The sequence below is a fragment of the Kitasatospora sp. NPDC005748 genome, assembly GCF_040630735.1.
GTDB lineage: Bacteria > Actinomycetota > Actinomycetes > Streptomycetales > Streptomycetaceae > Kitasatospora.
Map to the genome: position 1 here is coordinate 32098 of NZ_JBEXYD010000010.1, position 26721 is coordinate 58818.

The 26721-nt window shown below is 74.9% G+C and carries 21 protein-coding genes; 12 read left to right on the plus strand and 9 right to left on the minus strand.

All coding sequences use genetic code 11. The annotated features are described in order from the left end of the window. The first annotated feature begins 190 nt into the window (after positions 1-190). Positions 191-1585 carry a class II fumarate hydratase gene (locus ABZ495_RS10705; protein WP_329490456.1) on the plus strand — a complete coding sequence of 465 codons (1395 nt, stop codon included), beginning with the start codon at positions 191-193 and terminating at the stop codon, positions 1583-1585. 119 nt (positions 1586-1704) lie between these two features. Here the strand turns inward: ABZ495_RS10705 and ABZ495_RS10710 are convergent, their stop codons facing one another. Next, the gene (locus tag ABZ495_RS10710) at positions 1705-2175 is read right to left on the minus strand and encodes an SPW repeat protein (protein ID WP_359835339.1); all 471 of its coding nucleotides are present in this window, start codon (positions 2173-2175) and stop codon (positions 1705-1707) included. A 193-nt stretch (positions 2176-2368) separates the two neighbouring features. On the opposite strand from ABZ495_RS10710, the gene ABZ495_RS10715 reads away from it, so the two are divergent. Beyond that, on the plus strand, positions 2369-2926 hold the full coding sequence (locus ABZ495_RS10715) for a PadR family transcriptional regulator (RefSeq protein ID WP_329490454.1): 558 nt from the start codon (positions 2369-2371) through the stop codon (positions 2924-2926). A 74-nt stretch (positions 2927-3000) separates the two neighbouring features. After that, positions 3001-4701 carry an acyl-CoA dehydrogenase family protein gene (locus tag ABZ495_RS10720; RefSeq protein ID WP_359804209.1) on the plus strand — a complete coding sequence of 567 codons (1701 nt, stop codon included), beginning with the start codon at positions 3001-3003 and terminating at the stop codon, positions 4699-4701. 87 nt (positions 4702-4788) lie between these two features. Here the strand turns inward: ABZ495_RS10720 and ABZ495_RS10725 are convergent, their stop codons facing one another. The 3 genes from ABZ495_RS10725 to ABZ495_RS10735 form a co-directional block, all read right to left on the minus strand. Next, the gene (locus ABZ495_RS10725; RefSeq protein ID WP_329492324.1) at positions 4789-6060 is read right to left on the minus strand and encodes a M28 family metallopeptidase; all 1272 of its coding nucleotides are present in this window, start codon (positions 6058-6060) and stop codon (positions 4789-4791) included. A gap of 279 nt (positions 6061-6339) precedes the next feature. Next, positions 6340-8586 carry a histidine kinase gene (locus ABZ495_RS10730; protein ID WP_359835341.1) on the minus strand — a complete coding sequence of 749 codons (2247 nt, stop codon included), beginning with the start codon at positions 8584-8586 and terminating at the stop codon, positions 6340-6342. Between the two features lie 109 nt (positions 8587-8695). Then, entirely contained in the window at positions 8696-9328 is a 633-nt protein-coding gene (locus tag ABZ495_RS10735; protein WP_329492323.1) for a response regulator transcription factor, read from the minus strand. A 374-nt stretch (positions 9329-9702) separates the two neighbouring features. Here ABZ495_RS10735 and ABZ495_RS10740 point away from each other — a divergent pair, with 374 nt between their 5' ends. After that, on the plus strand, positions 9703-11922 hold the full coding sequence (locus tag ABZ495_RS10740; RefSeq protein ID WP_359835343.1) for an ATP-binding protein: 2220 nt from the start codon (positions 9703-9705) through the stop codon (positions 11920-11922). A gap of 614 nt (positions 11923-12536) precedes the next feature. Here ABZ495_RS10740 and ABZ495_RS10745 read toward each other — a convergent pair. The 3 genes from ABZ495_RS10745 to ABZ495_RS10755 all read right to left on the minus strand — a co-directional run bounded on the left by ABZ495_RS10745 (position 12537) and on the right by ABZ495_RS10755 (position 14780). Next, entirely contained in the window at positions 12537-12944 is a 408-nt protein-coding gene (locus ABZ495_RS10745) for a hypothetical protein (RefSeq protein WP_359835345.1), read from the minus strand. Next, positions 12941-13531: a hypothetical protein gene (locus ABZ495_RS10750; protein ID WP_359835346.1), complete on the minus strand. Its 591-nt coding sequence runs from the start codon at positions 13529-13531 to the stop codon at positions 12941-12943. The genes ABZ495_RS10745 and ABZ495_RS10750 overlap by 4 nt, the downstream gene beginning before the upstream one ends. A gap of 163 nt (positions 13532-13694) precedes the next feature. Then, a complete protein-coding gene (locus tag ABZ495_RS10755) occupies positions 13695-14780 on the minus strand; it encodes a hypothetical protein (RefSeq protein ID WP_359835348.1) in 1086 nt (361 codons plus the stop codon). 479 nt (positions 14781-15259) lie between these two features. On the opposite strand from ABZ495_RS10755, the gene ABZ495_RS10760 reads away from it, so the two are divergent. The 8 genes from ABZ495_RS10760 (at position 15260) to ABZ495_RS10795 (ending at position 24564) form a co-directional block, all read left to right on the plus strand. Further along, positions 15260-16606 (plus strand): phosphoribosyltransferase family protein, encoded by a 1347-nt coding sequence (locus tag ABZ495_RS10760; protein ID WP_359835350.1) that lies wholly within the window; start codon positions 15260-15262, stop codon positions 16604-16606. 284 nt (positions 16607-16890) lie between these two features. After that, complete coding sequence (hppD, locus tag ABZ495_RS10765) at positions 16891-18105, plus strand: 4-hydroxyphenylpyruvate dioxygenase (protein ID WP_329490446.1); 1215 nt, start codon at positions 16891-16893, stop codon at positions 18103-18105. A gap of 69 nt (positions 18106-18174) precedes the next feature. Beyond that, entirely contained in the window at positions 18175-19374 is a 1200-nt protein-coding gene (locus tag ABZ495_RS10770; protein WP_359804202.1) for a cupin domain-containing protein, read from the plus strand. Next, positions 19371-20222 carry a hypothetical protein gene (locus tag ABZ495_RS10775; protein ID WP_359835352.1) on the plus strand — a complete coding sequence of 284 codons (852 nt, stop codon included), beginning with the start codon at positions 19371-19373 and terminating at the stop codon, positions 20220-20222. The genes ABZ495_RS10770 and ABZ495_RS10775 overlap by 4 nt, the downstream gene beginning before the upstream one ends. Further along, positions 20219-21439 (plus strand): fumarylacetoacetase, encoded by a 1221-nt coding sequence (gene fahA, locus ABZ495_RS10780; protein WP_359804200.1) that lies wholly within the window; start codon positions 20219-20221, stop codon positions 21437-21439. Before ABZ495_RS10775 ends, fahA begins: the two co-directional genes overlap by 4 nt. A gap of 176 nt (positions 21440-21615) precedes the next feature. After that, positions 21616-22668, plus strand: coding sequence for an enoyl-CoA hydratase/isomerase family protein (locus ABZ495_RS10785; RefSeq protein WP_359835354.1), 1053 nt, complete (start codon positions 21616-21618; stop codon positions 22666-22668). A 182-nt stretch (positions 22669-22850) separates the two neighbouring features. Next, entirely contained in the window at positions 22851-23630 is a 780-nt protein-coding gene (locus ABZ495_RS10790) for an enoyl-CoA hydratase (protein WP_329490440.1), read from the plus strand. A gap of 334 nt (positions 23631-23964) precedes the next feature. After that, positions 23965-24564, plus strand: a complete 600-nt coding sequence (locus ABZ495_RS10795; protein ID WP_329490438.1) for an HdeD family acid-resistance protein — start codon at positions 23965-23967, stop codon at positions 24562-24564. Positions 24565-24606: 42 nt separating this feature from the next. Here the strand turns inward: ABZ495_RS10795 and ABZ495_RS10800 are convergent, their stop codons facing one another. Together ABZ495_RS10800 and ABZ495_RS10805 are read right to left on the minus strand one after the other, a co-directional pair. Further along, the gene (locus ABZ495_RS10800) at positions 24607-25266 is read right to left on the minus strand and encodes a DUF6461 domain-containing protein (protein WP_359835356.1); all 660 of its coding nucleotides are present in this window, start codon (positions 25264-25266) and stop codon (positions 24607-24609) included. A 50-nt stretch (positions 25267-25316) separates the two neighbouring features. Next, positions 25317-26705: a CoA transferase gene (locus ABZ495_RS10805; protein WP_359835358.1), complete on the minus strand. Its 1389-nt coding sequence runs from the start codon at positions 26703-26705 to the stop codon at positions 25317-25319. Positions 26706-26721: the final 16 nt, after the last annotated feature.

Genomic DNA, 26721 nt, shown 5'->3' on the forward strand with positions numbered 1-26721 from the left:
CACGAGCGTACGAAGCGGACCGGCGCGCTCGGACCGGCCGGTCGCGATCTTCACCCCTTCGAGTGAAGGTCGGCCGGTTCCCCCACCTGGCGCGGAAATACCGGGAGCCCCTGCGCGGCTGTCGTCTGCGCAGACCGCAGCCGGTCGGGGAGCAGACCCGGCCGGGGCCGACCAGGAGGTGCAGCGCGTCATGGGTGAGCAGCAGGAGTTCCGGACCGAGCACGACTCGATGGGCGAGGTCCGGGTGCCGGCCGCCGCCAAGTGGCAGGCGCAGACCCAGCGGGCGGTGGAGAACTTTCCGGTGTCGGGCCAGCGGCTGGAGCGGGCCCACATCGCCGCGCTGGCCCGGATCAAGGCCGCCGCGGCCCGGGTGAACGCCCGGCTCGGGGTGCTGGACGAGGAGACGGCACAGGCCGTGGCGGCCGCCGCCGAGGAGGTCGCCCAGGGGCGCTGGGACGACGAGTTCCCGGTGGACGTCTTCCAGACCGGCTCGGGCACCTCCTCCAACATGAACGCCAACGAGGTGATCGCCACCCTGGCCGGCGAGCGGCTCGGCCGCCCCGTCCACCCGAACGACCACGTCAACGCCAGCCAGTCCTCCAACGACGTGTTCCCGTCCTCGATCCACATCGCGGCCACCGCGGCCGTCACCCACGACCTGATCCCGGCCCTGGAGCACCTGGCGGAGGCCCTGGAGCGGCGGGCCGCGGCGTTCTCCGAGGTGGTGAAGTCCGGCCGGACGCACCTGATGGACGCCACCCCGGTGACCCTCGGCCAGGAGTTCGCCGGGTACGCGGCGCAGGTCCGGCACGGGCGGGAGCGGCTGCTGGCGACGCTCCCCCGGGTCGCCGAACTGCCCCTCGGCGGGACGGCGGTGGGCACCGGAATCAACACCCCGCCCGGTTTCGCCGCCGCCGTGATCGAGGAGGTCGCCCGGGCCACCGACCTGCCGCTGACCGAGGCGCGGGACCACTTCGAGGCGCAGGGCGCGCGGGACGGCCTGGTCGAGCTGAGCGGTCAGCTCCGCACCGTCGCGGTCGGCTTCACCAAGATCGCCAATGATCTGCGGTGGATGGGCTCGGGCCCGCGCACCGGCCTCGGGGAGATCAACCTGCCGGACCTCCAGCCCGGTTCGTCGATCATGCCCGGCAAGGTGAACCCGGTGCTGCCGGAGGTGGTGCTGATGGTCTCGGCCCAGGTGATCGGCAACGACACCACCGTCACGGTGGCCGGCGCGAGCGGCAACTTCGAGCTCAACGTGATGCTCCCGGTGATCGCCCGCAACGTGCTGGAGTCGGTCCGGCTACTCGCCAACAGCGCCCGGCTGCTCGCCGACCGCACGGTGGACGGCATCACCGCCAACGTCGAACGGGCCCGCGAGTACGCCGAGTCCTCGCCCTCGGTGGTCACCCCGCTCAACCGCTACCTCGGCTACGAGGAGGCCGCCAAGGTCGCCAAGCAGGCGCTGGCCGAGCGCAAGACGATCCGACAGGTGGTGCTGGAGCGCGGCTACCTGGAGCAGGGCAAGCTCACCCGCGAGCAGCTGGACGAGGCCCTCGACGTGCTGCGGATGACCCGCCCGTGACCACGCGCCGGGGGCGCCCGCCCCTGACCGGCCCCCGGCCGTAGCGGCCCGACGGCGTGCGCCGGGGTGCGGGCGGCGGCCTCACCGCCCGCACCCCGGCTCCGGACTGCCGGGTGGCGTCAGCCCCCGGCCCGGCCGGCCCGGCCACGTCGCATCGACGCGCCGTTCGACGTGATGGTGGCCATCGAGATCGCCGCGAGACCCAGCAGGAACATCACGGCACCCGTGATCATGCAGGTCACGATGTTCTTCCCGCGGTCGACCGCTCCGGACACCACCCAGGGCGAGATGATCGTCCAGGCACCGAGCAGGGTCGCCGCCCAGGCCCGTGCGTGGGTGCGCTCGTACGCTGAGCCGTACCCGGCCATCAGCACGCAGTAGGCGAGACCCACGATCAGGCAGGTGACGGTCAGCGTGCTGAAGGCGGTGAAGCCGACGATCCATGGCGAGGCCGCCAGGAACAGACCGGCGAGGACAGCCAGGGCCTCGACGGCCTGGGCGCGCGGAGTCAGGGTGACCCGCTCGTAGTGTTCACGCAGTTCGACGATGTCCGGATGGTGCTCCATGCCCATCGGAATCTGGGTAGACACCGATACCACCTCCTAGGTCCGGTACACGGAGGGCGCAAGCCCAGTACCATTCTGGCGCTGATCTGCCGTTTTGCACCATTTCGCCCGAGAAGCTAATCTCACCGCCCACACCCGGCGCGCACCGCGGTGAGCTGCGTCTCACCCGGCCGGGGCGCCCTTGCCTATGCAACTCGTTGCATAGCAGGATGCCGCCATGGCACTGGAGCACGCGATCCTCGTCTCGCTGCTGGAGCAGCCCGGCTCCGGCTACGAGCTGGCCCGGCGGTTCGACCGCTCCATCGGACGCTTCTGGACCGCCACCCACCAGCAGATCTACCGGGTGCTGCGGCGGATGGAGGCGGACGGCTGGATCTCCGCCGAGGAGGTCGCCCAGGACGGCCGGCCGGACAAGAAGGTCTACTCCGCGGCCGGCCCCGGCCGGGCGGCGCTGGCCGGCTGGCTGCGCGAACCGGTCGAACCGGAGACCGTCCGGCACGAGCTGGCGGTCAAGATCCGCGCGGCCGCCTTCGACGACCCGGCCGCCCTGCTCTCCGAGGTCGAGCGGCACCGCGAGAGCCATGCCGCCCTGCTCGCCCGCTACCTGCACGGCGAGCAGCGGGACTTCCCCGACCCGGCCGCCCTCGATGCCCGGCAGCAGCTGCAGCACGTGGTGCTGCGCGGCGGGATCGAGTACGAGCGGATGACCCTCGCCTGGCTGGACGACGTGCTCGCCACCCTGCACCGCCTCGCCGCCGACCGGACCGGGGCCTGAACCCCCCGGCTCCGCCGACGGACGAGAACTCCACGCCCCATCCGATCACCACCCTCGACCCCCGGGAGCCCGTGATGCTCTTCAACCCGCGTACGTACGACCCCGCGCAGTTCGACGAGCCGACCCGCCGACTGCTGCGCGCGACCGTGGACTGGTTCGAGTCCCGCGGCAAGAAGGCGCTGATCGACACCTACATCGACCGCAGCTGGTACGCCGACTTCCTCGAATTCGCGGCGAAGGAGGGCCTGTTCGCGGAGTTCCTGACGCCCTCCTCGGTCGACCCGGAGAAGCGCTGGGACACCGCCCGGATCGCCGAGCTGAACGAGATCCTCGGCTTCTACGGGCTGGGCTACTGGTACACCTGGCAGGTCACCGTGCTCGGCCTGGGGCCGGTCTGGCAGAGTGGGAACGAGGCCGTCCGGGCCCGCGCCGCCCAGCTCCTGGCGGAGGGTCACGTGATGGCGTTCGGGCTCTCCGAGCGCAGCCACGGCGCCGACATCTACTCCACCGACATGATCCTCACCCCGGACGGCGAGGGCGGCTTCACCGCCACCGGGTCCAAGTACTACATCGGCAACGGCAACGTCGCCGGCCTGGTCTCGGTCTTCGGCCGCCGCTCGGACGTCGACGGCCCGGAGGGCTACGTCTTCTTCGCCGCCGACAGCCGCCACGAGGCGTACCACCTGGTCAAGAACGTCGTGAACGCCCAGATGTACGTCAGCGAGTTCCGGCTGGAGGGCTACCCGGTGCGCGCCGAGGACGTGCTGCACACCGGCAAGGCCGCCTTCGACGCCGCGCTGAACACCGTCAACGTCGGCAAGTTCAACCTCTGCACGGCCTCGGTCGGCATCTGCGAGCACGCGATGTACGAGGCCGTCACGCATGCCCAGAACCGGGTGCTGTACGGGAAGAAGGTCACCGACTTCCCGCACGTGCGGCGCGAGCTGACCGACGCGTACGCCCGCCTGGTGGCGATGAAGCTGTTCTCCGACCGTGCGGTGGACTACTTCCGCACCGCCTCGCCCGAGGACCGCCGCTACCTGCTCTTCAACCCGATGACCAAGATGAAGGTCACCACCGAGGGCGAGAAGGTCATCGACCTGATGTGGGACGTCATCGCGGCCAAGGGCTTCGAGGCGGACACCTACTTCGACAAGGCCGCGAAGGACATCCGCGGTCTGCCGAAGCTGGAGGGCACCGTCCACGTCAACCTGGCGCTGATCCTCAAGTTCATGGGCAACTACCTCTTCAACCCGGCCGACTACGCGCCGGTGCCCACCCGACTGGACGCGGCCGACGACGAGTTCCTGTTCCGCCAGGGCCCGGCCCGCGGCCTCGGCGCGATCCGCTTCCACGACTGGCGCAAGGCCTACGACGCCTTCGCGCACCTGCCGAACGTGGCCCGCTTCCGCGAGCAGGCCGACGGGTTCTGCGACCTGCTGCTGACCGACGCGCCGAGCGAGGCGCAGCAGGCCGACCTGGACTTCCTGCTGGAGATCGGCCAGCTCTTCGCGCTGATCGTCTACGGCCAGCTGGTGCTGGAGCAGGCCGAGCTGACCGGGCTGGACGCGGACCTGCTGGACCAGGTCTTCGACGCGCTGGTGCGGGACTTCTCGAAGCACGCCACCGAGCTGCACGGGAAGGCCTCGACCACCGAGGCGCAGGCGGCGTGGGCGCTGGCCAACGTCCGCCGCCCGGTCGCGGACGGCGAGCGGGCCGCCAAGGTGTGGTCCATGGTCGAGGCGCTGTCCGGCGCGTACGAGATGCAGCCGTAACCTGCGCCGGACGGGGGTGCCGGCCGCGGCCGGCACCCCCTTTCGCGCGCCTACGTCCTCGCGCGCCCACGTCCTCGCACGCCTTCGTCAGAAGGTGAGCTTCCAGCTGTCGACGTAGCCGGTGTCCTGGCGCGCGATGTCCTGCACCTTGAGCTTCCAGGTGCCGTTGGCCGGCACCGCGGAGGCGTCGACGGTGTAGGTGGCCTGGACGTTGGCCGCGGAGTCGTTGCCGCTGGAGTTCTTCAGCCGGAACGTCGTGCCGTTCGGCGCGACCAGGTCGACCACCAGGTCACCGCGGTAGGTGTGCTTGATGTCCACCGCGACCTGGAGGGCGGCGGGCGCGTTGCCGGTCCGGCCGGTGACGGCGAGGTCGGAGGTCACCGCGGCGCCGTAGTCCGGGATCTGGACGTCGGTGGTGGTCTCGAAGACGGTGCCGGTGGGCGGCGTGGTGGTACCGGCCGAGAGCGTCCAGACGGCGTACGCGATGGCGTCGGTCATCCGGTCCAGCGCGGTGTCGTTGATGTTGGCGCTGGTGTCGCAGGAGGAGTGGTAGCAGCGGTCGAAGGCCTGGCCGGCCGTCCCGCCCCACTTGGCCGCCTGGGCGGCGGTCTTGGTGTAGTCGGCGCCGCTGAACAGGCCGCCGACCCGGATGCCCGCGTCCTGGAACGGGGCGTGGTCGGAGCGGCCGTCGCCCTCGAAGTCCTGCTCGGTGCTGATCCCGATGCCCGCGAAGTAGTCGCGGAACAGCGCGTCCAGCGCGGAGTCGTAGCGGTAGGTGAAGTAGCCCGGGTTCGGCGAGCCGATCATGTCGAAGTTCAGATACGTGTCGATCTTCGAACGCTCGGCGGCGGGAAGGCTGTTGACGTAGTTCTTGGAGCCGACCATGCCGTACTCCTCGGCGCCCCACCAGCCGAACCGCAGGTGCTTGGTGGGCTGGAGGCCGGCCCGGGAGACGGCCAGCGCGGTCTCCAGGATGCCGGCCGAGCCGGAGCCGTTGTCGTTGATGCCCGGACCGCCGGTGACGGAGTCCAGGTGGGCGCCGGCCATCACGACGTGCGAGGTGTCGCCGCCCGGCCAGTCGGCGATGAGGTTGTAGCCGGTCGAGCCGTTGTAGGTGAAGGTCTTCAGCGCGGTGGTGAAGCCCGCCGCGTCCAACTTGCCCTTCACGTAGTCGATCGACGCCTTGTAGCCGGTACGGCCGTGCGCACGGTTGCCGCCGTTGGCGGTGGCTATCGACTGCAGCTGGGCCAGGTGCGCCTTGACGTTGGCGACCGGGATGTCGGGGGCGGCGGCGACGGCCCGGGGGGCCTCGGGTGCCACCGGGGCGGCGGGGGCCGCGACGGCGGCGGGGGCGAACAGGGCGGCGGCGAGTGTGACGACCGCCCCGGTCGACAGGGCGGATCGGCGCAGGCGGGATCGCCGCGAGGCGCGCTCGGTCAATGGAGGCTCCAGATTCTGATGGGGCAGAACGGAAGCGCACAGCCTCGCGGAGGGCCGTCGGGTCGTAGGGGCGGCCGGGTTGGGGTCCGGCCGGGAACAGGGCTACCGGCCGGGACAGCCCGGTCGGGGAGCGGTGACAGCGGGGGCACAGCCGCGAAGTTGACGCGACCATGATGATTGGGCCAACCCCGGCTTCCGTCAAGGGGCCCGCCGCGGGCGGTCGGCTCCGTCCGTGGTCGGGGCCGTCGTTTCGGACACGACCGGCATCCGGGGCAGCACCGCCCGGACGAGGGCGCCGCCGGGGTGGTTCACGGCCGTGAAGGCGCCGCCCAACTCCTCGGCGCGCTCGGCCATCGAGCGCAGCCCGAGCCCGGATCCGGCCCGGTGGGCACCGCGGCGGCCGGCGCCGTCCTGCTCGGCGGCGCCGGGTTCGCCGCCGTCCGCGGGAGCCGCCGGGAAGCCCCGGCCGTCGTCCCGGGCCTCGACCACCACCTCGTGCGGGCGGACCCGCAGCGTCAACCGGGCCTCCGTGGCGCCCGCGTGGCGCAGCACGTTGTTCAGCGCCTCGCCGCCGATCCGCAGCACCGCCACCTCGACGGCGGCCGGCAGCACCGGCGGCGGGTCCGGGTCGAGCTCCAGGCTGAGCCGGACCCGCTCCCCGTCCAGTCCGGCGACCAGTCGCCGCAGCGCCTCCGCCAGGCCCTGGCCGGCCAGCGCGGCTGGCGCCAACCCCTCGGTGATCCGGCGCAGTTCGACGATCGCCTGGCCGATCCCGGCCGACACCGCGCGCAGCGAGCGGGCGGCCGGGGAGTCCTCGGGGACGGCGGCCCGCGCGGTGTCGATGCCGAGCCGCAGTCCGGACAGGGTCGGCCCGAGCCCGTCGTGCAGGTCGTGCCGCAGCCGGCGCCGCTCCTCCTCCCGGGCCAGCACGATCTGCCGCCGGCCGGACTGGACCTCCTCGTACATCCGCAGCGAGGCGATGGCGGGCGCGGCCTGGTCGGCGAGGAACCGCAGCACCTCGTGGTCCTGGGCGTCCAGCACGGGCTGCCCGGCGCGCGGCGGCGCGCAGAGGTCGCCGATCACCATGCCCTCGTAACTGAGCGGGAACACCTGGCTGTCGGGACCGACGGTGCCCACCGAGGCGAGTTCGTGCGGACCGCTGCTGGTGTGCAGGACCACCCGGGCCCCGGGCAGGCCGAGGGCGCCGACCACGGTCTCGCAGAGCAGCGGCGGCGCGTCGGCGGGGCTGACGGCCCGGCTGAGCCGCTCGGCGAGCGCGCGCACCACCTGGTACGGGCGGGCCCGCTCGCCGTAGTAGAAGCGGTCGACGGCGCGGACCACCCAGCGGGTGGTCGGGCCGATCAACCCCCCGATGGCGAGCGCCCCGGCCGCGAGGAGCTGGGCGCCGGCGGTACTGGCCTGCGGCAGCGCGCGGCGCAGCAGCAGCGCGATGCCGAGGTAGCCGGAGATCAGCACGGCGGTCAGGGCGAGGACGCTGAGCATCCGCCGGGTCGCCCGGTCCAGGTAGCGCGAGCGGTCCCGGGTGAAGCCGTACCCGACCGCGCCGAGCATCCACAGCGCCGAGCCGGTGAAGTAGGCGACCGCCGCGATGCTCTCGGAGGTCCCCAGCCTGAGCGCGATGTTGGTGGTGACCAGCCAGATCAGGTAGGGGACGAGCACCGCCGCGACCGCCCGGTGCGGCCGGTCCGAGCGGCGCCAGCGCACCGCGGCCACCGTCAGGCTGACCGCGACGAGCGCCCAGGAGACCGGCGTGACCCGCCATTCGTCCAGCGGCAGCCCCTCGCCCTGCGGCACCAGGACGTCGCCGAAGTAGGGCAGCGGCGCCCCGAGTCGGACCACGCAGGCGTGGCAGGCGCTCCAGAGCGCCACCACGACCACGAAGGCCCGGCCCGCGGGGCCGCCGGGCAGCCGCCCCTCCGGGAGCCAGAGCGGCAGGGCGATGGCCAGGAAGACGAACAGGGTGACGGAGGCGAGCAGCAGGGCCGCCCCGACGGCCTCCGCCACCGGGCCGGCCCCGGCCGCCCTGGCCGCGAACAGCACGAAGCGGGAGAGGCAGCCGCCGAAACCGGCGGCCAGCAGGACCGCTCCGAGGCCGAGTCCGGGGGGAGCGGCGGCGGCCGGGGCGGCCCGGCCGGGGTCGGTGGGGCCGGGGTCGGTGGGGCCGGGACCGCCGACGGCGCCCGGCGGGAGGGCGTCCGGTCCGGCCCGGTGGGCCAGGACAAGCACCCCGGAGAGCGCGAAGCCGAAGCCGAGCAGCACCGTCTGGCCGTCGTGGAGCAGGAACGCGTCGGTCCACGGGGCGTCCTGGTGGACGAGGGCCAGCAGCACCCAGCCGAGGCCGGAGAGCAGCGTCGCGGCGCAGACCCGGTACGCCCGGGTCGGACCGGCCTGCCGGGCGCCGGTGGCCGGAACCGGTTCGCTCATGTGGGCCTCCTCCCCCGCATCCTCGGCTTCCTGGCATCCCGGGCGCGCGGGGCGGCGGTCCGCTCCGTGCCCCGCCCCCGCCCCCGCGCCCGCCCCGGTGCCGGCCGCCTCAGCCGTCGCCGAGTCCCATGTCGCGTGCCCGGGCCACCGCCTCGGCCCGGGTGGCGACGTGCAGCTTCTCGAAGATGTGCGTCACGTGGTTGCGGACCGTCTTCTCCGCCACCACCAGCTCCCGGGCGATCCGCCGGTTGTCCAGCCCGCGCGCCACCAGGTCGAGCACCTCCGCCTCGCGTGCGGTGAGCGCGGGGAACAGCTGCCCGGCCTCGCGCAGCCGGGCGCCCGCCAGCAGCGCCGTGATCCGCCCGGCCACGTCCGCGCCGAACACCGCCCCGCCCGCCGCGACCGTCCGCACCGCGTGCAGCACCTCCTCCCGGCCGGCGCCCTTGACCAGGTAGCCGCGCGCGCCCGCCTGGAGCGCGGCGAGCAGGCTGCCGTCGTCGTCCGACATGGTCAGCATCAGCACCGGCGGGGACGGCTGCCGCTCGGCGAGCCGGCGCGCGGCCTCCAGCCCGGAGCCGTCCGGCAGCGAGAGGTCCATCACGACCACGTCCGGGCGGCTGCGGGCGACGGCGGCCGCGACCTCGCCGACCCGCTCCGCCTCGGCCACCACGGCGATCCCCTCGGCGCTCTCCAGCGCCGCCCTGAGGCCCTCCCGGAACAGCGGGTGGTCGTCGACGATCAGGACCCGGACGGAGGAGTCCTCCCGCTCCTCGCCCGAAGGGCCGGGGGCCTCCGGGACCTGCCCGCCGCCCGGGCCGGACGGCGCTCCCGGTGCGCCGGAGCCGTCGCCCGCGCCCGGCGGCGCGGCCCGGGGCCGATCGTCCGGCTGCGGGGCGGGCGGTTCGACGGGGTGCTGTTGGTCCACCTGGCCGACACTACCAGCGATGCGGGAGTGACTTTCTGTGACATGCGCGGATCGCCGTGCGGCGACGGACCACCGTGCCGAGGACGAGACCGCTGCCCCATGCGCCCGGGACGGCGGGCGGTCGAGACTGAAATGGTGCCCGGTGCGCGGCTGCCGCCGGACCTCTCCCGAGCCCGTTGCGAGGCGGTGCCATGATCACGGTGATCCCGACCCGGCCGCGGACTGCCACCGGGCCCTCCGCCCGCCGGACGCCCGCCCAACGGCAGCTCGCCGCCGCAGCGGCCTGCACGGCCCTCTGCCTGGCCGTCGCCACCCTCTGGACCTGCTACGTGCTCGTCCACCTCGGTACGCCCGGGGTCGACCGCCCCCGGGACCAACTCGCCATCCTGCTCTACGCACTGCCCACCGCCGGTGCCGGGATGCTGCTGCACGCCCACCGGCCGGGCAGCCCGCTCGGCTGGGTGATGCTGGTCTACGCCCTGACCTCGATGCTGCCCAGCGCCGCCGGGGCACCCGTCTGGGTGGAACTCTCCGATCCGCGCCTCGCGGGGGCGATGGCGGTGCTGCGGTCGGTCTGCAACACGATCAGCCAGACCCTGTTCTACGTCCTGCCGCTCTGGCTCCCGTACGGACGGCTCACCGACCGCCGGTGGTGGCTCTACATCGGTGCCGTCGCGCTCTGGGAGATCCCGGACGGCCTGTCGTTCCTGGGCCACGCGACCTCGTACGGCCGGCCGAACCCGCTCGCCGACGGCGCGCCCGCCCGGTTCTTCGGCTCGATCGCCGACCACCTGGACAGCCTCTACGAACCGGCGAACTTCCTGTTCGTCGGCTTCGCCGCCGCCGTCCTGCTGGTCCGGCTGCTCCGCCCCTCCCCCCGGCCGGAGCGCGGCCGCGACGGCGCGCCCCGGCCGCAGCACCCGGCCCACCGGGCGCACGTGGCGGGCATGCTGGGCGCCTACCTGCTCTGGGCCGGACTGGAGGACTACTACAACCGCAGCTTCCAGAACGACTACTGGCTCAGCTACGGGCTGTTCACCGCCGCCGGCGCGGTCTGGGCGGTCGCCGTCGCCCACCTGGTGATCCGCGACGGCGGCTGGCGGCTCGACCGGGCGGCCCGGTCGGTACTGACCGGACTGCTCCTGGCCACCGGGCTGACCACGCTGTTCGTGGTGGTGGCCGCCGTGCTCTCCGGCTGGCTGGTCCCGGGCCGGGGTGCGGCCGGGCTGACGCTGATCGCCCTGGTGTTCGGGCTCGGCGCCGCCCTGCCCCGGGCCGCCCGGTGGGCGGTCGGGGTGATCGACCGGCTCTACTACGGCGACCGCGCCCAGCCCTACCAGGTCCTGCGCACCCTGGCCGGACGGGTCCGGCAGGTGGTGGACCCCGAGCGGCTGCCGGCCGTCCTGTGCGGCACCGTCGCGGAGGAGCTGCGGCTGCCCGGGGTCGCGCTGAGCGTCACCACCCGGGCCGGCCGCCGCCCGCTGGCCGCCGTGGGCCGGACGGACGGACCGGACCAGGCCTTCGCCCTGGTCCACCACGGCACGACGATCGGGGAGTTGACGGTCGGGCTGCGCGAGGGCGAGGAGCGGCTGGAGGCCGGCGACATCGACATCCTGCGCTCGCTCGCCGACCAGGTCTCACCCGCCGTCGCCTCGCTGCGGTTGCAGGAGGACCTCCAGGCGAGCCGGGCGCAGATCGTCGCGGCGCGGGAGGAGGAGCGGCGCTGGCTGCGCCGGGACATCCACGACGGGCTCGGCCCCGTGCTGGCCGGGCTCCGGCTGCGGGTGGACAACGTCGCCTCGGCGGCGGCCGGGGTCGCCGCCGCCACCGGGGAGGAGGCTCGGGCCGGGGACGCCGGCGGGGAGATGGCGCGGACGCTGACCGGGATCTCGGGCGACCTCGCGCTGGCGATCAAGGAGGTCCGGCGGATCACCGACCGCCTCGGGCCCGCCCCGCTGGGCGAGTTCGGGCTGGCCCGGGCCGTCCAGCACCTCGCGCTCACCTTCAGCGGCGCCGGACTCGCCGTCGACGCCACCGTGACCCCCGACCCCCTGCCGCCCCTGCCGGCCGCCGTCGAGGTGGCCGTCTACCGGATCACCGCCGAGGCGCTGAACAACGTCCTGCGGCACGCCCGCGCCGAACGCGCCGAGGTGGTGGTCCGGGTGGACGACGAGACGCTGACGCTGACCGTGCAGGACGACGGGGTCGGCTACCGGCGGGAGGCGGACGGCGACGCCGTGCCCGAGCCCGCGGGCGGCGAGGGGAGCGGGGTCGGGGTCCGCTCGATGGCCGACCGGGCCGCCGAGATCGGCGGCAGCTGCACGGTCGCACCGCTGCCCCGGGAACACGGGACCCGGGTGCGGGCCGTGCTCCCCCGCTTCCCGTCCAAGGGCGGCGCGGGCACGGCATGAGGAACGGCCGCCGCCCCCGGTGCGGGCTGCACCGGGGGCGGCGACGGGTTCAGGGGGACGGGGACGGACAGCGCCTCAGCCCTTGCAGTCCTTCTCCCCGGGCTTGCACCTGTTCGTGGTCCCACCGCGCTTGGGCGCCGGGCCGGGGGTGGTTGCCGCGCCGTCGACGACGTTCCGACACACGACGGCTGCCGCGGCCAGGCCGACGAGTACGGACGCGACGCAGAACGTCTTCGTTGCCGTGTTCGTTGCCATGGGAAATGCTCCAGATCCTTCGACTTCCGACCGGTTCGGGCCGGTCGGCCGTTCTTCCTCCACCCTGCGCGGGCCGCCGCCCCGGGCGCATGGGCCCGCCGTCCCGTTCCGGTCCCACTCCGGGACTTCGGACGGGACTTCGGACGGGACGGCGAACGGGACGGCGAACGGGACGGCGAACGGGACGGCGAACGGGACGGCGGCCCACGCAGGACCGGACGCCGTACGGCCCCGCGCACATGGGGCGGCCCCGGCGCGGGCCGGGGTGCACCTGCGGGCGTGGGGCCGGGACAGCCGTCCGGCCCGGGCGCTCCGGAGCGGAGCACCCGGGCCGGGATGGCCGACGGGCTCGGGGCGGGTCAGGGGCGGGTACGCCACTCGGTGCGCCGCCGGGCCGGGGCCGGGCGGGCGGTGGCGCGGGGGGCCGCGGCCAGGGTGAGGCAGAGCAGTTCGGCACCCAGCGGTCCGGCCTCCAGTTGGAGCGGGGTGCCCCGACGGGCCAGCAGGAGGTCGCCGTCGACCGCCAGGTGGTTCGGTTCGCCGGGCGTCTGCCCCACGAGGAGGGAGCCGCGCAGCACATGGAGGGCGACCTCGGTCCCGGCCTGCCCCGGCAGCGTGTGGCGGGCGCCGGGGCTCAGCCGCAGGTGGTCGAAGGACTCGCAGGCACTGGCGAGCATGGAGCGGCGGGCCAGGCAGCGGAGGCGAATCCGTTCACCGTTCGGACCCAGGATGACGGCGGCGGAGCCTGCGGCGGCGGTGACGATCACCGTGACTCGCCTCCCTTCGGATGTTCGGGGTGCTCGGGATGTTCGGGATGTTCGGGGTGCTGTGCCTGTTCGGGGTGCTGTGCCTGTTCGGGGTGCTGTGGCTGTTCGGGGTGCTCGGGATCGGCGGACCGCCGGGGGCGCGGGGGCCGGTCCGGAGGGGCTGTTCCCGGGCCGTCACCTCCGGGGCGGGCCCCGGCGTGGCCGTCGGCGCGCCGCCGTCCCCTGGACGGCCCGGGGGCCTCGGACCCGGTCGGACGGCCGGCGACGGCCAGGACGGCCTGGAAGAACTCCAGCCCCGCCGTGCCGGCGGTGAGCACCGTCCGCCCGCCCAGCGGCAGGGTCAGCGCGGTGCCCTCGACCAGCGGGAACCCGGCGTCGGGCGCCTCCTCGGCGTCGTCGTCCGGGCCGGTGGCCGTCCCCGAACCGGCGGTGACGTAGAGGGCGTGCTCGACGCCCTCGGCGATGACCTCGGTCGTGCGGCCCGGGTCGAGCCACCGCAGTCCGACCGCGCGCAGCGGCCCGGTCAGCACGCGGCTGGGGTCGACGGCGCCGCGTCGGCGGAGGTCGGTGATGACGGTGCCCGTCATGGCGGTGACTCCTTCTGGTCGGCGGCGGCCCGGTCCGGTCCGCCCTGCCGTTCCACGGTGTGCCGCCCGTCGTCCCGGTCGCACGGTGACCGTGTCCCGTCCTGCTCCCGCCCGCTGCCGGGCCCCGCCCGGTCCGGAGGTGCCGCGCACCGGGACCCCGCGCTCACCCGGTCACCGGCAGGAGCTCCGCGACCCGACCGGACGGCACCCCGACCGGACCCAGCCCCTCCACCGCCGCCCGCACCGGCGCGGCTCCCACCGGCGTGAGCAGCCGGCCGGCCACGCAGGACGGCCGCCCGAGACCGGCGAGCAGCAGCAGACCGGGTCCGGGAGCGAGGGCCGCGCCGAGCGCGTCGGCGAGGGCCGCCACGTCCGTACCGCCGGGCAGGCCGGTCACCGAGCCGTTGCGGGCGACCAGTTCGCGGTGGGCCCAGGCTCCGGCCGCGTCCAGCAGGCCGAGCCGGACCGCGAGGCGGGCGGCGAGCAGGAGTCCCAGGGCCTCGGCCTCGCCGGGCGCGAAGAGGCGGCCGGCCAGGCGGCGAACCAGTGTGCCGAGGCGCCGCCCGTAGCCCAGGGCGAGGGCCGGGCCGGTCTCGAACGGGTCGAAGCAGACCAGGGCGGCCCGGGCGTCCGCGCAGACGGCGAGGAAGCCGGCGACGGTGCGCTCGGAGTAGCGCGCCTCGGGGTCGAGGGCCTCGGCGAGCGCCTCGTACTGCGCCGGGCAGACGGCGAGCACGTGCCGGATCACGCCGATCATGCCCGCCCTGGTCTCGGCGGCGGGCCGGTCGGCCAGCACATCGCCGCGGACCCAGACCAGCGCGGGCGCCGTGCGGTCGGGCAGCGCGCGGGCCTCGGGGGGCGGGCGCCGCAGCGCGAGCGCGGGCCCGACGGCCGCCGCCAGGGTGGTCGGCAGCCGCAGGTCGGCCGCGACGGCGCAGGCCCGCTCACCGCCGAGGGCGATCACGACGGTGCGGCCACCGGTGCCCTCGCCCGGGGCAGGCCGGTCCGGCAGCGGCGCGGACCGCAGGTCGATGACGGTGCACGGCGCCTGCGCGGCGGCCATGGCGCGGACCCTGGCGAGGTGGTCGGCGGGTGCCGCGCCGTCGGTCACGAGCAGGAACCGATCGGCCCCGAACGCGGCCGTCCGCTCGGCGAGTTCGGCCCAGGAACCGTCGCCCCGGCGCACCGCCAGCGGGATGCCGGCCGGTCCGGCCTGGATCCGACGGTCGAATACGGTGGTGCCGCCCATCGCGATCCACCTCCCGCTCCTGCTGCGACTGCTCCGGCCTCCCGGGTTCTCCGATCTCGACGATGGCCCGCCCGACGCCCCGGGCGCCTGAGCCGCCCTGCCCGTCCCGGCCCGGTCGGCACACGGGACGGGCCGGGGCGGCACCGGGACGGGCCGGGGCAGGACCGGGACAGGCCGGGCGCGGGCAGGACCGCGAAGGGGCGGGACCGGGAAGGGGCAGGACCGGGAAGGGCCGGGCGCGGAACGGGCAGGTCAGGGCGCGCGGGCGCTATGACCGCTCCCAGCTCCGGGCCCGCAGGTAGGGGAGCGGGTAGTGCACCGGATCCCTGCCGAACGTCCCGTACTTCGTGCCGGTCCCCCGGGGATGCCGGCCGCCGGGGCGACGGCGTGCGGCGCGAGGCACCCACCGGCCGCCGGAGGCGGGAACGGCCGGCCCCCGGCGCCGCCCGCCGACGTACGGTGGAACCGGAGGCCGCGTCATGCACCGCACCCGGACCCACTTCACCGACCGCACCGACGCGGGCCGCCGGCTGGCCGAACTGCTCGGCCACCTGCGCGGCCCCGGCACCGTCGTCGTCGCCCTCCCGCGCGGCGGGGTCCCGGTGGCCGCCGAGGTCGCGGCCGCGCTCGGCGCCCCGCTGGACATCTGCGTGATCCGCAAGCTCGGGGTGCCCCGCCAGCCCGAGCTGGGCATGGGCGCGATCGGCGAGGACGGCGTCCGGGTGCTCAACGACGAGGTGATCCGGCTGGTCGGCGTCACGCCCGGGCAGCTCGCCGACGTCGAGCTGCGCGAGCGCGCGGAGCTGGAGCGGCGGGCCCGCCGCTACCGGGGCGGGCGCCCGCCCGAGGAGCTGCGCGGCCGCACCGTGGTCGTGGTGGACGACGGCATCGCCACCGGCTCCACGGCCCGGGCCGCCTGCGTGATCGTCCGGGCCCGGGGGGCGGCCCGGGTGGTGCTGGCCGTTCCGGTGGCGCCCGACGACTGGACGGCCCGGCTGGCCGGGATCGCGGACGAACTGGTCTGCGTCGGCACGCCGTCGCCGTTCTTCGCGATCGGCGAGTTCTACGGCGATTTCTCGCAGACCGGTGACGAGGAGGTGCTGCGCCACCTCGCCGAGGCGCGGGCCGCGCCCGCCCAGGACGGCGCCGGGGCGGCCGGCAGCGGGGTCGACCGTGAGCTGGTCCTGCCGGTCGCGGGTGTCCGGCTGGCCGGCCGGCTGACCGTCCCGGTGGACGCGGCCGGCGTGGTGGTGTTCGCCCACGGCAGCGGGAGCGGCCGGCACAGCCCGCGCAACCGCCGGGTGGCCGCCGCCCTGAACCGGGCCGGCCTGGCCACCCTGCTGTTCGACCTGCTCACCGAGGACGAGGAGCCGGACCGGCGGAAGGTGTTCGACGTCGAGCTGCTCGGGGCCCGGCTGACCGCCGCGGCCGGGCTCCTGCCCGAGCTGCCGGAGGGCCGGGAGCGGGCTCTCCCGCTCGGGCTGTTCGGGGCCAGCACCGGCGCGGCCGCCGCGCTCACGACGGCCGCCGCGCTGGGCGAGGGGGTGCGCGCCGTGGTGTCCCGGGGCGGGCGTCCCGACCTCACCGGTCCCGGCCGACTGGCCGAGGTCACCGCGCCGACCCTGCTGGTGGTGGGCGGCCTGGACGGCCGGGTGATCGACCTGAACCGGCAGGCGCGGGCGCGGCTGCGCTGCGAGAGTGAACTGGTGGTGGTGCCGCACGCGGGCCACCTCTTCGAGGAGCCGGGCACGCTCGACCGGGTCGCCGAGCTGGCCCGCGACTGGTTCCTGCGGTACCTGCCGGGCGGCCCGCCGACGACCCCCTGAGCGCCCCCACCGACCCGACCCGAACCCCCCCGGCACCGCCCCGACCGGCCCCGATCGACCGCCGTACAGACCTCTCGCGAACCACCCCGGACGACCAGGCATTTTGTGCAGCCGGACCGGCCATTTCCTGACCAGCTTGTACACATTGAACAGTGAAATCCCGACCTGTTGCCCAACCACCCCGACAGGAGCAAGCTCTCCGCTCAGCCGCACCACCCACCCAGCGGTGCGGCCGCCTCAAGCGGATGCCTCAATGCCGAGGCCTCAATGTGGAGGAACGACCGATGACCCCGCAGTCCCACGCCCTTGAGCTGACCCCCGAGGAACGCGAGGCCGGTCTCGACGCCGAGCAGCTCCGCCGCCTCGTCGGCCTCGTCGAGCACGACCCCGCCACGGACCCGTTCCCTGTCACCGCGCAGGACGCCATCGTGTTCGTGGTGGGCAACGCCACCCAGACGGCCCACTTCTACCAGTCCGTCTTCGGCATGGAGCTGGTCGCCTACTCCGGTCCGGAGACCGGCCGCCGCGACCGCAAGGCCTTCGTGCTGCGCTCCGGCTCCTGCCGCTTCGTGATCAAGGGCGGTGTCGCCCCGGACAGCCCGCTGCTGGACCACCACCGCCGGCACGGCGACGGCGTCGTCGACCTGGCCCTGGAGGTGCCGGACGTCGACAAGTGCATCGCGCACGCCCGCGCCCAGGGCGCCACCGTGCTGGAGGAGCCGAACGACGTCTCCGACGAGAACGGCACCGTGCGCCGCGCCGCCATCGCCACCTACGGCGAGACCCGGCACACCCTGATCGACCGCTCCCGCTACCACGGCCCCTACCTGCCGGGCTTCGTGGCCGCCGAGACCAGGGTGGCCCGCACCGCCGGCCACCCGAAGCGGCTCTTCCAGGCCCTGGACCACGCGGTGGGCAACGTCGAGCTCGGCCGGATGGACGAGTGGGTCGGCTTCTACAACCGCGTCATGGGCTTCGTGAACATGGCCGAGTTCGTCGGCGACGACATCGCCACCGAGTACTCCGCACTGATGTCCAAGGTCGTCGCCAGCGGCAACCACCGGGTGAAGTTCCCGCTCAACGAGCCGGCCATCGCCAAGAAGAAGTCGCAGATCGACGAGTACCTGGAGTTCTACGGCGGCCCCGGCTGCCAGCACCTGGCGCTCGCCACCAACGACATCCTCTCCACCGTCGACATCCTGCGCGCCAACGGCGTGGAGTTCCTCTCCACCCCCGACTCGTACTACGACGACCCGGAGCTGCGCGCCCGGATCGGGAAGGTCCGGGTCGAGGTCGAGGAGCTGAAGAAGCGCGGCATCCTGGTCGACCGCGACGAAGACGGCTACCTGCTGCAGATCTTCACCAAGCCGCAGGGCGACCGCCCGACCGTGTTCTTCGAGTTCATCGAGCGGCATGGCTCGCTCGGCTTCGGGAAGGGCAACTTCAAGGCGCTCTTCGAATCCCTGGAGCGCGAGCAGGACCGCCGCGGCAACCTCTGATCAGCACCCCCGATCGGAGCGAGAACGGCGAACGGGCCAGTCGGCGAACGGGCCAGGAGGAGCAGGACGATGGCGTACTACCGGCAGCTGGGCAGCATCCCGCCCAAGCGGCACACCCAGCACCGCACCCCCGAAGGCGGGCTGTACTACGAGGAGTTGATGGGCGAGGAGGGGTTCTCCTCGGACTCCTCGCTGCTCTACCACCGGGGCATCCCCTCGGCCGTCGTGGACGCCGTGCCGTGGGAGCTGCCGGACCAGTCGACGGTGCCCAACCACCCCCTGCTCCCCCGGCACCTCAAGCTGCACGAGCTGTTCGCGGGCCAGGAGTGGAAGTCCGCCGACGTGGTGGGCGGCCGCCGGCTCGTCCTCGGCAACGGCGACGTGCGGATCTCGTACGTCGCCGCCGGGGCCCCGAGCGAGCTGTACCGCAACGCGCTCGGCGACGAGTGCGTGTACGTGGAGTCCGGCAGCGGCACGGTCGAGACGGTCTTCGGCACGCTGGCGGTCGGCCAGGGCGACTACGTGGTCATCCCCCGAGCGACCACGCACCGCTGGGTGCCGGCCGGCGACGAGCCGCTGCGCGCCTACTGCATCGAGGCGAACAGCCACATCTCCCCGGTGAAGCGCTACCTCTCGAAGTACGGCCAGCTGCTGGAGCACGCGCCGTACTGCGAGCGGGACCTGCGCGGTCCGGCCGGCCCGCTGCTCGTCGAGGGCACGGACGTCGACGTGCTGGTCAAGCACCGCGGCCCGAACGGCGTCGCGGGCACCCGGTACACCGTGCCGCACCACCCGTTCGACGTGGTCGGCTGGGACGGCTGCCTGTACCCGTACGTCCTCAACGTGCGGGACTACGAGCCGATCACCGGCCGGATCCACCAGCCGCCGCCCGCGCACCAGGTGTTCGAGGGCAACGGCTTCGTGATCTGCAACTTCGTGCCCCGCAAGGTGGACTACCACCCGCTCGCGATCCCCGTCCCCTACTACCACTCCAACGTGGACAGCGACGAGGTGATGTTCTACTGCGGCGGCGACTACGCGGCCCGCAAGGGCTCGGGCATCGCCCAGGGCTCGATCTCGCTGCACCCCGGCGGCCACACCCACGGCCCGCAGCCGGGGGCGTACGAGCGCAGCATCGGCGCGGAGTTCTTCGACGAGCTCGCGGTGATGGTGGACACCTTCCGGCCACTGGAGCTGGGCGAGGGCGGCCGGGCCTCCGAGGACGGCAACTACGCGTGGACCTGGGCCGGTCGGGGGCCCGCGCGATGAGCGCGATCCCCGAGCTGTTCCGGGACCTCTTCGACGACGCGGCCGTGTTCCCGCCCGGGAACCTGCCGCTCGCCGACGCGGTGCCGGCCCACCGGGCGCACCGCAGCGCCTGGTACGCCGCCGCGGTCGGCCCGCTGCTCTGCGGGGCGGGCCGGCTCGGCGAGCTGGCGGCCGCCGCGGACCCGGCCCGGCACACCGGGCCGCTGCGGGTCGGGCTCGTACTGCCGGGGGGCAGTGCGGAGCTCGGCCCGGCCCTGGAGGCCGCCGCGCCGTTCGAGGTGGCCGGCGTCGAGCTGGCCACCCGGGACGCCGGCGAGGCGGTCGCCGCGCTGGACCTGCTGCTGCCGCCGGACGTCCCGGCCGCCGTGGAGCTGCCGCGCGAACTGCTGCGCGGCGACGCGCTGGGCGACGCCCTGGACGTCCTGGTCGACAGCCCGTACCGGGCGAAGTTCCGCACCGGCGGGGTGGTGGCCGGCGCCTTCCCCGACGAGGAGGAGCTGGCCCGCTTCCTCACCGGCTGCGCGGAGCGCGGCCTGCCGTACAAGTGCACCGCCGGGCTGCACCACGCCGTCCGGCACACCGATCCGGTCACCGGCTTCGAGCACCACGGCTTCCTGAACGTCCTGCTGGCCGCACAGGAGACCGACCGGTCGGCCGCCGCCGAGGTGCTGGCCGAGCGCTCCGGCGCCGTGCTGGCCAAGGCGATCGGCGAACTGACCGACCGTCAGGTTACGGTGATCAGGAACTCGTTCACCGCGTTCGGCACCTGTAGTGTCGCCGAACCCCTGGACGACCTGGCCGGGCTCGGCCTGTTGTCGCCCAGTCCCATGCCCCAGGAGGACCGTTGAGCACCCCCCGCAGCTGGCTCGCCAGCGCCCAGGACTCGCCGTTCGGCGTGCACAACCTGCCGTACGGCGTCTTCACCGCCGCCGACCGGCCGGGCCGGCGGCGGATCGGCGTACGCGTCGGGGAGTTCGTCCTCGACGCCGGGGCCGCCGCCCGCGCGGCCGGGGAGCCGTCCGTCCTGCTGGACGCCGAGAGCCTCAATCCGCTGCTGGGCGCGGGGCGTCCGGTCTGGACCGAGGTGCGCGCGGCGCTGACCCGCTGGCTCACCGACGAGTCCCACCGGGCGGCGCTCTCGCCGCTGCTGCTGCCCCTGGCCGAGGTGGAGCTGCACCTGCCGTTCGAGGTCGCCGACTACGTCGACTTCTACGCCTCCGAGCACCACGCCACCAATCTGGGCCGGATCTTCCGCCCCGGCTCGGAGCCGCTCACCCCCAACTGGAAGCACTTGCCGATCGGTTACCACGGCCGGGCCGGCACGGTGGTGGTCTCGGGGACGGAGGTGGTCCGCCCGCACGGACAGCGCAAGGCCCCGGCCGACCCGGCGCCGTCCTTCGGACCGACCCGCCGGCTGGACATCGAGGCGGAGGTCGGCTTCGTGGTCGGCACGCCGTCCGCGCTCGGCACGCCCGTCCCGCTGGACGCCTTCCGCGAGCACGTGTTCGGTGTCTGCCTGGTCAACGACTGGTCCGCGCGCGACATCCAGGCCTGGGAGTACGTGCCGCTCGGCCCGTTCCTCGGCAAGTCCTTCGGCACCTCGGTCTCGCCGTGGATCGTGCCGCTGGACGCCCTGGAGCACGCCCGGGTCGCCCCGCCCGCCCGGGACGTCGAGCCGCTGCCCTACCTGGACGACCGCGGCGGCGAGCCGTGGGGCCTGGACCTCGCGATGGAGGTCCGGCTGAACGGGCACCCGGTCTCCCACCCGCCGTTCGCCTCGATGTACTGGACCGCCGCGCAGCAGCTCGCCCATCTGACGGCCAACGGCGCCTCGCTGCGCACCGGGGACTTCTTCGCCTCGGGCACCGTCAGCGGCCCCGAGCCGCGGACCCGGGGCGCCCTGATCGAGCTGACCTGGAACGGCGAGGAGCCGCTGAAGCTCCCGGACGGCACCGTCCGGACGTTCCTGGAGGACGGCGACGAGGTCGTCATCACCGCCACCGCCCCGGGCCGCGACGGCGCCGTGGTCGGCTTCGGCGAGGTGACCGGGCGGGTCGTGCCGTAGCCCCACCACGGCCGGCACCACGGCCGCGGGAGCGCCCAGGAGGCGGCGCCGGACACCCGGCGCCGCCTCCGGCGCGTAGCGGCGCGTCCCCGGCCGCCGGGGCGGCCACCCGCCGGGGGTACGGTGACGGCGGAGTTCTCCACGACGGACAGCGACGACGAACGGGAGCGGGCCCGATGAGCGCAGAGGTACAGGCCTACCGGGACGGCGGCGTCGGGCGGATCGTGCTCGACCGGCCGAGGGCGATCAACTCCCTGACCCACGACATGATCCGGGCCGTCCGGGCCGCCCTGGACGGCTGGGCGGCGGACGACGCGGTGCGCGCCGTGGTGCTGACCGGCGCCGGTGAGCGCGGCCTCTGCGCGGGGGCGGACATCCGGGCCCTGCACGACGACGCCAAGGCGGGCGGCGCCGGCGCCCGGGCGTTCTTCCGCGACGAGTACCGGCTGAACGCGCTGATCGCCCGCTACCCGAAGCCCTACCTGGCGGTGATGGACGGCATCACCATGGGCGGCGGGGTCGGCCTCTCCGCCCACGGCGCCGTGCGGATCGTCACCGAGCGGTCCGTCGTGGCGATGCCGGAGACCAGGATCGGCCTCGTCCCGGATGTCGGCGGCAGCCTGCTGCTGGCCCGCGCCCCGGGCGAGTCGGGCCTCCACCTCGGGCTCACCTCGGGCTCGATGGGCCCCGGCGACGCCCTGTACTGCGGCTTCGCCGACCACTTCGTGCCCACCGCGCGGATCCCCGTGCTGCTCGCCGCCCTGGCGGGCACCGCCGGGCTGACCGGCGCCGGCCTCACCGCCGCCGTGGCCGCCCACGCCGCCCCGGCACCGCCCGCTGCCCTGGCCGACCGGCGGCAGTGGATCGACGCCTGCTACGCGGCCGACACCGTCGAGGAGATCGTCGAGCGGCTGCTCGGCTGCGGCGTCCCGGAGGCCAAGGAGGCCGCCGAACAGCTGCTCGGCAACGCCCCCACCGCCGTCAAGGTCACCCTGGCCGCGCTGCGCCGGGCCCGCACGCTGCCCTCCCTGGAGGCGGTGCTCGACCAGGAGTACCGGATCTCCTGCCACGCGCTGACCACGCCGGACCTCGTCGAGGGGATCCGCGCCCAGGTGGTCGACAAGGACCGTGCCCCGCGCTGGTCCCCGGCCGAGCCGGCCGGCGTCACCGCGGCCGAGGTCGACCGCTTTTTCGCCCCGCGCGAGGGCGACGAACTCGGCCTGGCCTGACCGCCGTCGGCTCCGGCCGGGGCGGCGGACCGGCCCCGGCCGGAGCCGACCCGCCGGACGCCGGAGCCCGTGACCACCGTCTCGCATGGCAAGACTGGCGCGAGGCGGGGCCCGTCGTAGATCGTTGGGTGGTCAGGACGCACCCGGTGTGGTGCCGAGCAGCGGAATGGGAGTCAACGGCGATGACCGAGACCTACGAGACGATCCTGGTCGAGCGCAAGGGGCGGGTCGGGCTGATCACGCTCAACCGGCCGAAGGCGCTGAACGCGCTCAACACCCAGCTGATGAACGAGGTGGTCGCGGCCGCCACCGCGTTCGACCGGGACCCGGAGATCGGCGCCATGGTGATCACCGGCTCGGAGAAGGCCTTCGCGGCCGGCGCCGACATCAAGGAGATGCAGGGCAACGCGTTCCCCGACGTCTACCTGGACGACTGGCTGGGCCCGTGGGACCGGCTCGGCGAGCTGCGCAAGCCGGTCGTCGCGGCGGTGGCCGGCTTCGCCCTCGGCGGCGGCTGCGAGCTGGCGATGCTCTGTGACATCCTGCTGGCCGCCGACACCGCGAAGTTCGGCCAGCCGGAGATCAAGCTCGGGGTCATCCCGGGGATCGGCGGCTCGCAGCGGCTGACCCGCGCGGTCGGCAAGGCCAAGGCGATGGAACTCTGCCTGACCGGCCGGATGATGGGTGCCGAGGAGGCCGAGCGGGCCGGCCTGGTCTCCCGGATCGTCCCGGCCGGCGAGCTGCTCGCCGAGGCGCTGGCCACCGCGGAGACGGTCGCGCAGATGTCCACCCCCGCCGCGATCATGATGAAGGAGAGCGTCAACCGGGCGTTCGAGACCACCCTGGCCGAGGGCGTCCGCTTCGAGCGCCGGCTGTTCCACGCGACCTTCGCCACCGCGGACCAGAAGGAGGGCATGGCGGCCTTCGCCGAGAAGCGCCCGCCGGAGTTCACCCACCGCTGATCCGGCACGGGCGGGGGCGGCGGCCGTTCGGCGCCCGCCGCCCCCGCCCGTCCGTCAGTCCTCGGCCACCACGCGGGTGTTGCGCCGGGCGGGCCCGCTGCGGCCGGCGGCGACCACGATCCGGTCACCCGCTTCGAGGCGGCAGGTGCGGTCGGCGTGGTTCCGGGTGCAGAGGTGCGGCCTGGCGGCGAGCCGGACGGGAGATGTCCTTCCGGTGTCCGGGGGACATCAGTTCCGTCCCCCGGACGGGCGAACCCGACGGGCGGTGCGCGGCCCCCGCGACGATCGTCAGGAGTGTCCTCCGCCCCTCCCAAGCCGCCAGGAGTACACCACCGTGGTCTCCCCGATCATCACCCCCGACGGTTCGCCGGTCCGGGGCCCGCTCGGAATGCTCGCCAAGGCCGCCTGGCAGGTGCTGCTGCTCGCCGGGCTCGTCTCGCTCGCCCTCGGGATCATCGTCTTCGCCTGGCCGAAGCAGACGCTGATGGTCGTGGGCGTGCTGTTCGGCCTCTACCTGCTGGTCATCGGCATCGTGCAGCTGGTCGCCGCCTTCGGCACCCATGTCACCACCGCGATGCGGGTGCTGGCCTTCATCAGCGGCGCGCTCTGCGTCCTGCTCGGCCTGCTGTGCTTCCGCAGCGCGGTGCAGTCGCTCCTGCTGCTGGCGCTGTGGATCGGCATCGGCTGGCTGTTCCGGGGCATCACCCAGCTCGTCGCCGCGATCTCGGACGCCGACATGCCGGCGCGCGGCTGGCAGGCCTTCGCCGGGGCGGCCAACACCGTGGCCGGCGTGCTGCTGATGGTCTGGCCGGTCGGCTCGATCACCGCCCTGACCGTGCTCGCCGGGTGCTGGCTGCTGTTCCTCGGCCTGATCGAGATCATCACCGCCTTCCAGGTCCGCAGCCGGGCCAAGGAGATCCCGTCCGGCGTCTGACGGCCGCGGCCACGCGCCCCGGTGGGCGCCCGGCAGCGGGTGCTACGGCACGGGGGCGTAGCCGATCACGAACTCCGCCGCCCGCAGCCGCTCCGGGGTCAGCCGCAGCCCGGTGAGCTCCTCGCCGAGGGCGAAGGCCGCGGGCGTGGTCCGGTCGATGCCGCGCCCCTCGGCCGTGCTGAGGTCGAAGCCGACCGCCGTCAGCAGCTCCGCCACCGCGTCCGCGTCGGCGCCGTCGCGGTCCGCCGGGAAGAGCGGCTCGAAGTGCAGCCGGTGCCGCTCGCCCTCCCGCCAGTGGAAGTGGTCCACCGCGTTGACGTTCCGGAAGTGCGAGACCAGCCTGGAGCCCTCGGCGAGGCGGGGCAGCAGGCCCCGGCTGGTCCCGAGGTAGCCGTTGACCTCCAGGGCCACCGCCCAGCCGTCGAGTTCGGCGACGGCGACGAGCAGCAGCTCCTCGTCGCCGTCGAGCGCCTCGTCGCCGTGGCCGTCGCCGTCCTCGCCGGTGTCGCCGCCGTCCTCGTACCGGTCCCAGGCCGCCAGGACCTCCGGGGTACCGGTGACCCGCCGGCCGGGGGCGGCGCCGAAACGGCGGAGCAGCTCGCCGGCGGACACCCCCTCGACCATGGTCAGGCAGTACGCCTCCGTGAGGGTGGCGAAGTCCCCGGAGTCGAGCCAGGCGTAGTCGCTCGCGTGCGCGGTCATACCGGGATCCTGCCACCCGCCGCCGACAGCTCCCCGGCGGCGGCCGCCCGTCAGCTCCAGGCCGGCGCGTCCGTGCCCCAGCGGCCCGGCGGGCGGGACCAGTCGGCGGGGCCGCCCTGGTAGCCGATCGGCGGGAGCGCGTACCGCAGCCGCCCGTACGGGGAGTCCGCCTCGGTCAGCCAGCGCTGCGGGTCGTAGGACTCCGCGGCCGCCGGGCCGGGGGCGGCGGGCCCGATGCCGTGCTGCAGCCAGGAGGCGGTACCGGCCAGCGAGAAGCGCAGGTGGCGGCCGCCGGGGCGGCCGGTGCGCTGCTCGGTGAGGGCGCGCAGGACGCCGGCGGCGATCAGGTAGCCCGTCCCGTGGTCGAGCGCCTGGGCGGGCAGCGCACCGGGGCGGCCGTCGGCACCGGCCTCCGTGACGGCGATGCCGACACCGGCCTGGACCAGGCTGTCGAAGCCGCGGCGCCCGGCCCAGGGGCCGGTCCGGCCCCAGGCGTGGAGCTGGGCGACGACCAGGCCGGGGCGCCGTTCGAGCAGGGCGTCGGGCGCCAGGCCGAAGGCGTCCAGGGCGCCGGGGCGGTAGCCGGTGACGACGGCGTCGGCGGTGGCCAGCAGCTCCTCGAAGACCGCGCGGTCGCCGGGGGCGGCGAGGTCCAGCCGGGTGGAGCGCTTGCCGGAGCCGGTGTCGGCGTGGGCGTCCTCGGCCTCGGGCAGCCGGGGCGAGTCGACCCGCAGGACGTCGGCGCCCAGCAGGGCGAGCGTGCGGGTGGCGACGGGGCCGGCGATCACCCGGGTGAGGTCGAGCACGCGGACGCCCTCGGCGGGCAGACCGGCGGGGCCGAGCGGGCGGGCGGCGGCCCCGTCCGTCACCCGGGTCTCGACCAGCGGGACCGCGGGGCCGCCGGCCGGCGCGACGGCCACCGCGAGCGCTCCCGCCCGGTAGGCGCGCTCCTGGATCCACTCGGCCGGGTGCTCGCGCAGCGTCGCGGCCAGCGGTTCGGGGCCGGTGTCGGCGGGCAGTCCGAGCGCGGTGAGCAGCCGGGCCCGGTGGTGCGGGTAGTTGGCGTGGGTGCGGACCCAGCCGTCGGCGGTCTGCCAGAAGCCGGAGAGCGGGGCGAAGCTGACGGGGGCGCGACCGTCGATCCGCAGGTGGCGTTCGCTGACGAAGGCGGTGGCCACCGCGCCCTGGTCGATCCGGACCGCCGGCACCGGGCCGCCCGACCGCAGCGCGGACAGCTCCCCGGCGGCCAGCGAGCAGGCGGCGACGGTGGCCCGGGCCAGCTGCCGGACCGGCAGCCGGGCGGGCAGCACGTCCTCGGGCCCGTGGAAGGAGACCTGCTCCAGCAGGTCGGCGGGCCCGCCCAGGGCGGCCCAGGCGTGCGCGGTGGGGCCGTCGGGGGCGGCGGCGGGCGGGGTGGCGGGTAGCGGACGCTCTGTCATGCCCGCATTCTGCTCC